At 68.4% G+C, this 8,728-nt stretch carries 9 protein-coding genes, 1 other RNA gene and 1 pseudogene; all 11 read left to right on the plus strand.

The window, feature by feature from the left end; genetic code table 11:
* The first annotated feature begins 63 nt into the window (after window positions 1-63).
* Window positions 64-1,140 carry a 3-deoxy-7-phosphoheptulonate synthase gene (locus tag EZJ19_RS13160; RefSeq protein WP_131448314.1) on the plus strand — a complete coding sequence of 359 codons (1,077 nt, stop codon included), beginning with the start codon at window positions 64-66 and terminating at the stop codon, window positions 1,138-1,140.
* Between the two features lie 33 nt (window positions 1,141-1,173).
* Window positions 1,174-1,271: signal recognition particle sRNA small type (gene ffs / locus EZJ19_RS13165), an RNA gene on the plus strand.
* A gap of 38 nt (window positions 1,272-1,309) precedes the next feature.
* Window positions 1,310-1,843 (plus strand): acyloxyacyl hydrolase, encoded by a 534-nt coding sequence (locus EZJ19_RS13170; protein WP_131448316.1) that lies wholly within the window; start codon window positions 1,310-1,312, stop codon window positions 1,841-1,843.
* A gap of 37 nt (window positions 1,844-1,880) precedes the next feature.
* Entirely contained in the window at window positions 1,881-3,158 is a 1,278-nt protein-coding gene (gene dnaX, locus EZJ19_RS13175) for a DNA polymerase III subunit gamma/tau (protein ID WP_338069435.1), read from the plus strand.
* Between the two features lie 14 nt (window positions 3,159-3,172).
* Entirely contained in the window at window positions 3,173-3,499 is a 327-nt protein-coding gene (locus tag EZJ19_RS16705) for a DNA polymerase III subunit gamma/tau C-terminal domain-containing protein (RefSeq protein WP_338069436.1), read from the plus strand.
* Entirely contained in the window at window positions 3,499-3,822 is a 324-nt protein-coding gene (locus EZJ19_RS13180) for a YbaB/EbfC family nucleoid-associated protein (protein ID WP_206199429.1), read from the plus strand. The genes EZJ19_RS16705 and EZJ19_RS13180 overlap by 1 nt, the downstream gene beginning before the upstream one ends.
* 7 nt (window positions 3,823-3,829) lie before the next feature.
* The gene (recR, locus tag EZJ19_RS13185) at window positions 3,830-4,423 is read left to right on the plus strand and encodes a recombination mediator RecR (protein WP_131448320.1); all 594 of its coding nucleotides are present in this window, start codon (window positions 3,830-3,832) and stop codon (window positions 4,421-4,423) included.
* On the plus strand, window positions 4,420-5,976 hold the full coding sequence (locus EZJ19_RS13190) for an HDOD domain-containing protein (protein WP_131448322.1): 1,557 nt from the start codon (window positions 4,420-4,422) through the stop codon (window positions 5,974-5,976). Before recR ends, EZJ19_RS13190 begins: the two co-directional genes overlap by 4 nt.
* Window positions 5,977-5,991: 15 nt before the next feature.
* Window positions 5,992-7,370, plus strand: a pseudogene (gene purB, locus EZJ19_RS13195) (adenylosuccinate lyase).
* Window positions 7,371-7,410: 40 nt separating this feature from the next.
* A complete protein-coding gene (locus EZJ19_RS13200; RefSeq protein ID WP_131448324.1) occupies window positions 7,411-8,262 on the plus strand; it encodes a thioredoxin family protein in 852 nt (283 codons plus the stop codon).
* Between the two features lie 157 nt (window positions 8,263-8,419).
* Window positions 8,420-8,728: HAD family hydrolase (locus EZJ19_RS13205; protein WP_476704073.1), on the plus strand; the 309-nt coding region annotated here is incomplete at its 3' end.

Here is an 8,728-nt window from a genome sequence, read left to right on the forward strand (position 1 = left end):
AAACCGCCAGGGCTCCTGGCGGTTTTTGTTTTGGGGTCCTGGCATTGCAATAGGAGATTGACCATGGCGGGTTTCCGCACCGACGACACCCGGATCGAGCAAAGCGACGAACTGCTCGCCCCGATGCAGATCATGCGCGAACTGAAGGCGAGCGACGACGCGCTCAAGACCACCTTCATCGCGCGTTCCGAGATCCACGACGTCCTGCGTGGCGCCGACGACCGCCTGGTGGCGGTGGTCGGCCCCTGCTCCATCCACGACCCCGCGGCCGCCATGGACTACGCCCGCCGCCTCAAGCCGGTGGCCGACGCGCTGCGCGAGGAGCTGGTGATCGTGATGCGGGTCTACTTCGAGAAGCCGCGCACCACGGTGGGCTGGAAGGGGCTGATCAACGACCCGCACCTGAACGAGAGCTTCGACATCAACGAAGGCCTGCGCCTGGCCCGCAAGCTGCTGCTCGAGATCAACGAGCTCGGCCTGCCCTGCGGCACGGAATTCCTCGACCTGATCTCGCCCCAGTACATCGCCGACCTGGTCGCCTGGGGCGCCATCGGCGCCCGCACCACCGAATCCCAGTCGCATCGCCAGCTCGCCTCCGGGCTGTCCTGTCCGGTCGGCTTCAAGAACGGCACCGACGGCAACCTGAAGATCGCCGTCGACGCCATCAAGGCGGCCTCCTCGCACCATCACTTCGTGTCGATCACCAAGTCCGGCCACGTCGCCGTATTCAAGACGGCCGGCAACGAGGACTGCCACGTCATCCTGCGCGGCGGCAAGCAGCCGAACTACGACGCCGCCAGCGTCGAAACGGCCTGCCAGCAGCTCGCCGGCGCCGGCCTGCGCCCGCAGGTGATGATCGACTTCTCGCACGCCAACTCGAGCAAGCAGTACCAGCGCCAGGTGGACGTCGGCCGCGACGTCGCCAGCCAGATCGCCGGCGGCGAGACGCGCATCGCCGGGGTGATGATCGAGAGCCACATCAACCCGGGCCGCCAGGAGATCGTGCCGGACAAGACGCTCGCCTACGGCGTCTCGGTCACCGACGCCTGCCTGGGCTGGGACGACACCGTGCCGCTCCTGCACGAACTGGCCCAGGCCGTGCGCCTGCGCCGCGTCTCGGCGCCGGCGGACGAACAGTAACCGAAGCCGGCGAAGTGGGTTAGAATGCGCCGTGGCGGGTCTCCCCGCATGGCTACGCCGTGAACCTGGTCAGGTCCGGAAGGAAGCAGCCACAGCGGAAGATGCCAGTGCCGGGGGTCGGGCTCGCCACCCTCTCCACCATGGAGAGCGTACCTGAGGAGACACAGGGATGAGACACAGCGCAATCGCCTTCTTGTTCGCCGGTCTGGCGGCCGCTGCCACGCCCGCCGGCGCGGTGGACGGTTACGTCGTGGCCGTCGGCGGTGCCGACGACACCCAGTCCCTGCGGGTCGGCATGATCCGGCAGTGGAACGACCAGTGGTTCAACGAAGGCCACTGGCACATGACCGGCTACTGGGAAGGCACCCTCGGTTACCTCAACAGCGACGGCCACAACGGCAAGAGCGCCGCCGACGCCAGCTTCGCGCCGGTGTTCCGCCTGCGTCCGAACGCCATGGGCGGCGCCCAGCCCTATTGGGACCTCGCCCTCAGCCTGCACCTGCTCAGCACCCGCAAACTCGACGACCGCCACGACCTCGGCAGCGCCCTGCAGGTCGCCCCCCTGGTCGGCCTCGGCGTCACCTTCGGCGGCAAGAGCCAGTACGACCTCGGCTACCGCTTCCAGCACCTGACCAACCTCGGGCTCAAGGAACCCGACGACGGCCTCAACCTGCATCAGGTCCGCCTGACCTACCTTTATTGACGCCGGGAGCCGGTTCCGGCTCTGATAAAATCCGGCCATGAGTTACCAGGTCCTCGCCCGCAAGTGGCGACCGAAGTCCTTCGCCGAACTGGTCGGCCAGGAACACGTCGTGCGCGCCCTCTCCAACGCCCTCGAACAGGGCCGGCTGCACCACGCCTACCTGTTCACCGGCACCCGTGGCGTCGGCAAGACCACCCTGGCGCGCATCCTGGCGCGCTGCCTGAACTGCGACACCGGCGTCTCCTCGACGCCCTGCGGCGTCTGCCCCGCCTGCCGGCAGATCGAGGCGGGCCGCTTCGTCGACCTGATCGAGATCGACGCCGCCTCCTACACCGGCGTCGACAACATGCGCGAGGTGCTGGAAAACGCCCAGTACGCGCCCACGTCCGGCCGCTACAAGGTCTACATCATCGACGAAGTGCACATGCTTTCGAAGAGCGCCTTCAACGCCATGCTGAAGACCCTCGAGGAGCCGCCCGAGCACGTCGTCTTCGTGCTCGCCACCACCGACCCGCAGAAGGTGCCGGTCACCGTGCTGTCGCGCTGCCTGCAATTCAACCTCAAGCAGATGCCGCCCGGCCACGTCGCCGGGCACCTGCGCCGGGTGCTGGAAAGCGAGGGCATCCCCTACGAACCGGGCGCGCTCAACCTGCTCGCCCGCGCCGCCGCCGGCAGCATGCGCGACGCCCTCTCGCTCACCGACCAGGCCATTGCCTACGGCAGCGGCCGCATCGAGGAACAGCAGACCCGCGACATGCTGGGAACGGTCGACCAGGCCTACCTGTTCCCGCTCCTGGAAGCCCTGGCCGATGCCGACGGCCCGCGCCTGATGCGCGAGGCCGAGGCGATCGCCGAGCGCAGCCTGGCCTTCGACGCCGCCCTTCAGGACCTGGCCCTGCTCCTGCAGCAGATCGCCCTGGCCCAGACGGTGCCGGAAGCGGTCGCCGAGGACGTGCCGGAGCGGACCCGGCTGTTCGATCTGGCCGGCCGCATCGAGCCGGAGACGGTGCAGCTCTACTACCAGATCGCCGCCGTCGGCCGGCGCGACCTGGAACTGGCACCGGACGAATATGCCGGCTTCAGCATGACGCTGCTGCGCATGCTGGCCTTCGCGCCCGGCCGGAGCTTCGGCCAGCCGGCCCGCGCCACCGGCCCGACGACGGCGGCAGCGGACTCGCGGGCGCCGGATCCGCGCCCGGCACGTGCGGCCGCCCCCCCGCCAGTGCCCCGGCGGCCCGCGCGGAACCCCGCCCGGTCCCGGCGGGCAAGCCGGCCGGTTTCGACGGCGACTGGTTCGCACTCAGCCGGCGCCTGAGCGGCGGCATCAAGATGCTGGCCGCCCATTGCGAGCTGGCCGGCCACGACGGCGATGTCCTGCGCCTGCGCCTGCCGGGCGACAAGAAGAGCCTGCTCGACAGCCTGGGCGACAAGCTCAAGGCCGCCTTGCGCGAACTGCTCGGCCCGGCGACGCGCATCGAGTTCGAACTCGGCGAGACCTCCGGCGACGCCCCCGCCGAGATCGTCGCCCGCCAGCGCGCCGAGCGCCAGGCCGAAGCCGAGACGGCGATCATGGACGACCCCTTCGTACAGACCATGGTGCGCGATTTCGACGCCACCGTGACCAACATCAAACCCATCGGAGAACCCACGCAATGATCAAAGGCGGAATCGGCAACCTCATGAAGCAGGCCCAGCTGATGCAGGAGAACCTGCAGAAGGCCCAGGCCCAGATCGCCGAACTGGAAGTGGAAGGCCAGTCCGGCGCCGGCCTGGTCAAGGTCACCATGACCGGCAAGCACGACGTGCGCCGGGTCAGCATCGACGCCTCCCTGATGGGCGACGACAAGGACATGCTGGAGGACCTGGTCGCCGCCGCGGTCAACGACGCCGTGCGCAAGGTGGAAAGCGTGACCCAGGAGAAGATGTCCTCGGTGACCGCCGGCATGCCGCTGCCGCCCGGGATGAAACTGCCGTTCTAAGCGCGCGGTGACGCCGGCCTCCCTCGCCAACCTGATCGACGCCCTGCGCGTCCTGCCCGGCGTCGGCCCCAAGTCGGCGGCGCGCATGGCCTATCACCTGCTGCAGCGCGACCGGACCGGCGCCGCCCGCCTGGCGGCCGGGCTCGCCGCCGCGCTCGACAACCTGCGGTCCTGCGCACGCTGCAACAACTACAGCGAGGCCGAGGTCTGCGACAACTGCGCCGACCCGCGCCGCGACCCCCGTCTGCTCTGCGTGGTCGAGATGCCGGTGGACCTGAACCGGATGGAGGAGACGCACGCCTACAAGGGTCTCTACTTCGTCCTCATGGGCCGCCTCTCCCCGCTCGACGGCGTCGGCCCCCGCGAGATCGGCCTCGACCGCCTGCTCAGGCGGGCCCAGGACGGCGTCACGGAAGAGGTGATCCTGGCCACCAACTTCACCGTCGAAGGCGAGGCCACTGCCCACTACCTGGGCGAACTGCTCAAGGCCAAGGGCCTCAAGGTCACCCGCATGGCGCGCGGCCTGCCGGCCGGGGGCGAACTCGAGCACGTCGACGCCATGACCGTGGCGCAGGCCTTCCTGGACCGCAAGCCGATATGAGCGACGGCAACCGCCGCGGCGACGACGACGACGAGGTCGCCAGCGCCCGCCAGCTCCTCGCCGACCTGTCCAAGGCGCGCGACTTCCCGGCCCTGTCGCAGGTGATCAGCAAGGTCAACCATATCGCCAGCTCGGAAACCAGCCGCACCGACGACCTGACCGAGTCGATACTCAAGGACGTCGCCCTGACCAACAAGCTGCTCCGGGTGGTCAACTCGGTGAACTACAAGCAGCGCGGTGCGGGCGCCGTGAGCACGGTGTCGCGCGCCATCGTCATCCTCGGCTACGACGTCGTGCGCGACACCGCCCTGTCACTGATGCTGTTCGACCACCTGGCCAACCATGCCCAGGCCGACGAGCTCAAGGCCGAGGCGGTGGAGAGCTTCTACTGCGGCCTGCTCGGCCGTGCCCTGGCCGCCCGCTCGGGCCTGCGCGACAACGAGGAAGTGCTGATCTGCTCGCTGTTCCGCAACCTCGGCCGCATGATGTGCCGGCTGCATTTCTACGACAAGAGCAAGGAAGTCGAGGCCCTGATCGCCGAACAGGGCCTGAGCGAGGCCGCGGCCTCGCGCCGGGTGTTCGGCATCGCCTACGACGACTTCGGCCAGGCCATCGGCCGCCATTGGCACCTGCCCAACAACCTGCTCCAGGGCATGGCGCCGTTGCCGCCCGGTTCCGCCCGGGCGGTCGGCGCCGAGGTGCCCCGGCTCCAGGTCATGGCCAACCTCGCCCACGACGTCTACCAGGCCACCCGCGACACGGCGCCGGAGGAGACGAGATCGGCCTACGCCGAGTTGATGAAACGCTATGGCGAGGTCGTGCACCTGCAGACGGACGAGATCGACGAACTGGTCCACCAGGCCGGTGCCGTGATGGAGAAGGACGCCGCCCTGCTCCAGGTCGACATCCGTTCCAGCCCGATGCTGGCGCGCCTGCTCAGCCAGACCGAGCCCGCGGCCGACGCCGCCGGCGAACCGGCCGCGCCGGCGGAAGAGACGGCGGCCCAGGCCGATGAACCCGGCGAGGCCGAGGCGGCCGACCCGACCACCATCCTGATCACCGGCATGCAGGACCTCACCAACCTGCTCCTGGAGGACGCCCGGCCGGCCGACGTCCTGCACGTCGCCGCCGAACTCCTGTACCGCTCCAAGTGCTTCGACAACGTGCTCATCTCCACCATCGCGGCGAGCGGCAAAGAACTGGTCGGCCGCATCGGCCTGGGCCCGAACGCCGAGCGCCAGAAGGCGGCCTTCCGCATCCCGCTCGCCTTCGCCCCCGACGTCTTCCACGTCGCCGTGTCGAAGAACGCCGACCTGCTCATCGCCGACACCCTGGCGGACAGCATACGTGGCCGCATCCCGGCCTGGTATACGGAGAAGATCGGTGCCCGCTCCTTCCTGCTCCTGCCGATCACCGTGAACAACCGCACGGTCGCCGTGCTCTACGCCGACAAGCGCGACGCCAGCCTGCAACTGACCCCGCAAACCCTGGGCCTGGTCAAGGCCCTGCGCAACCAGATCACCCTGGCGCTGCGCCAGAAATCGATTCAATAGCAAGGACCCGCCATCATGGAACTGACCACCCTCACCGCCCTGTCCCCCTCGACGGCCGCTACCGCCGCACCGGCGCCAAGCTGGCGCCCTATTTCAGCGAGTTCGGCCTGATCAAGTACCGTGTCCTGGTCGAGATCGAGTGGCTCAAGGCCCTGGCGGCGGAGGACAAGATCAAGGAGGTGCCTGCCTTCTCCGCCGCCACGATCAAGGAACTGGATGCCGTCGCCGCCGGCTTCTCCCTGGCCGACGCCGAGGCCGTGAAGGCCCACGAGAAGGTCACCAACCACGACGTCAAGGCGGTGGAGTACTTCCTCAAGGACAAGCTGCGCAGCAACGCCGAGGTCACCAAGGTGTCCGAGTTCATCCACTTCGCCTGCACCTCCGAGGACATCAACAACCTGTCCCACGCCCTCATGCTGCGCGACGCCCGCGCCGATGTCCTCCTGCCGGCCCTGAAGCAGGTCGAGCGCAAGCTCACCGAACTGGCCGTCGACCTCGCCGAGCTGCCCATGCTGGCGCGCACCCACGGCCAGCCGGCGACGCCCACCACCCTGGGCAAGGAAATGGCCAACGTGGTCTACCGCCTGCGCCGGGCCATGCAGCGCCTGGCCGAGGTGGCCTGCCTGGGCAAGATCAACGGTGCCGTGGGCAACTACAACGCTCATCTGGCCGCCTACCCCAAGCTCGACTGGGAAGGTTTCGCCGACCGCTTCGTGACCGGCCTGGGCCTGACCTTCAACCCCTATACCATCCAGATCGAGCCGCACGACTACATGGCCGAGCTCTATGACGCGGTGGCCCGCGCCAACACCATCCTGGTCGACCTCGACCGCGACGTCTGGACCTACATCTCGCTCGGCTACTTCAAACAAAAACTGAAGGAGGGCGAGGTCGGCTCCTCGACCATGCCGCACAAGGTCAACCCAATCGACTTCGAGAACTCCGAGGGCAATCTCGGACTCGCCAATGCCGTCCTGCGCCACCTGTCGGAGAAGCTGCCCATCTCGCGCATGCAACGCGACCTGACCGATTCCACCGTGTTGCGCAACATGGGCACCGGCCTGGGCTACGCCCTGCTCGGCTACGAAAGCCTGCTGCGCGGCCTCAACAAGCTGGAGGCCAACCCGGCCGCCCTGGCCGCCGACCTGGACGCCAACTGGGAAGTGCTGGCCGAGCCGATCCAGACCGTGATGCGCCGCTACGGCCTGGAGAAGCCCTACGAGCAGCTCAAGAAGCTGACCCGCGGCAAGCGCATCACCGCGGCCCGCATGGCCAAGTTCATCGAGGGCCTGGCCATCCCGGCCGCGGCCAAGAAAGACCTTCTGGCCCTGACGCCGGCCGCCTACACCGGCAAGGCCGCCCAGCTGGCCAAACGCATCGCCAAGGCTCAGTAGTAGATTCGATCAACCGCCATCAACGACAGGATAGTTAGACATGGGACAGTTCGCTTACGACGTGGATGCCGGCAATTTCCAGCAGATCGTCATCGACGGCGCCGAGCAGGTGCCCGTGGTGATCGACTTCTGGGCCGAGTGGTGCGGCCCCTGCAAGATGTTGAAGCCGATCCTGGAGAAACTGGCCGAGGAATACCAGGGCAAATTCATCCTGGCCAAGATCAACGCCGACCAGAACCAGGACCTGGCCGCCCAGTTCCAGGTGCGCGGCATCCCGGCCGTCAAGGCGGTCTACCGGGGCGAGATCATCGACGAATTCTCGGGCGCGCTGCCCGAGGGCCAGGTACGCGAGTTCCTCGACCGCATCCTCCCCTCCCCGGCCGCCGAGCTGCGCGCCCAGGCCGCGGCGCAGCGCGACGCCGGCGACTTTGCCGGCGCCCTGACCACCCTGGGCCAGGCCTCCAAGCTCGCCCCGGGTGACCAGGAGGTCCGCATCGACGCGGCCGAGATCCTGGCCCACCTGAACGCGATGGAAGAGGCCAGCCAGCTGCTCGGCAGCCTGACGCCCGAGATGCAGGCCGACGACCGGGTGGTGCGGCTGCGTGCCAAGCTGAACTTCGCCCAGTCCGGCGTGCAGGCGGACGAGGCCGGGCTGCGCGCCCGCATCGCGGCCCAGCCGGACGACATGGAGGCGCGCCTGGAACTCGCCAACTACCTGGTCGCCATGGCCCGCTACGGCGAAGGCATGGACGAACTGCTGGCCATGGTGCGCCTCGACCGGGGCTGGAACGAGGAGGCGGCGCGCAAGACCCTGCTGTCGGTGTTCAGCCTGCTGGCCGGCGATCCCCTGGTGGCGCAATACCGGCGCAAGCTGGCGAGCGCGCTCAACTAGCCGTCATCCGGCTGTCACGATTTCGTCACGCGCCTGTCACGGCGCCGTCTTTCAATGTCCATCGGGCCGCTTGGCCCGACCGACATCGAGAGGGGCCCATGCGCCAGACCATGCCTGACCACCCCGCCGGCCGAGCCGGCGGCAACCGGATGCGCCCATGTACGGCAACCGGGAACGCCTGATCCTGTTCGACGCCGACGGCACGGTGGTCGATGCCTTCGGCGCCATCGACGCGGCCTTTTCCCGCAACGGCATGGCCATCGGCGACCTGGTCCGTTTCCAGAAGCGGCGCAAGCTGTTCAAGTACCTGGGCGGACTGCGCGAGTTTCCGGTCAACCTGAAGCGCCAGTTCGGCAAACAGAACCGCAAGCGCCTGCTCGCCTCGCTGACCGAGGTGTACCGGGAGGAGGCCAGCCTGTATCCGGGCATCGCCAGCCTGCTCGGCGACCTGATCGCCACCCCCGGG

It is taken from the genome of Parasulfuritortus cantonensis (assembly GCF_004337445.1).
Classification (GTDB): Bacteria; Pseudomonadota; Gammaproteobacteria; order Burkholderiales; family Thiobacillaceae; genus Parasulfuritortus; species Parasulfuritortus cantonensis.

What these genes read in the sequence shown, in the direction of transcription:
- EZJ19_RS13160 (WP_131448314.1), top strand. Translation starts at nt 64, where the DNA reads ATGGCGGGTTTCCGCACCGACGACACCCGGATCGAGCAAAGCGACGAA.
- EZJ19_RS13170 (WP_131448316.1), top strand. Translation starts at nt 1,310, where the DNA reads ATGAGACACAGCGCAATCGCCTTCTTGTTCGCCGGTCTGGCGGCCGCT.
- dnaX (WP_338069435.1), top strand. Translation starts at nt 1,881, where the DNA reads ATGAGTTACCAGGTCCTCGCCCGCAAGTGGCGACCGAAGTCCTTCGCC.
- EZJ19_RS16705 (WP_338069436.1), top strand. Translation starts at nt 3,173, where the DNA reads ATGCTGGCCGCCCATTGCGAGCTGGCCGGCCACGACGGCGATGTCCTG.
- EZJ19_RS13190 (WP_131448322.1), top strand. Translation starts at nt 4,420, where the DNA reads ATGAGCGACGGCAACCGCCGCGGCGACGACGACGACGAGGTCGCCAGC.
- EZJ19_RS13200 (WP_131448324.1), top strand. Translation starts at nt 7,411, where the DNA reads ATGGGACAGTTCGCTTACGACGTGGATGCCGGCAATTTCCAGCAGATC.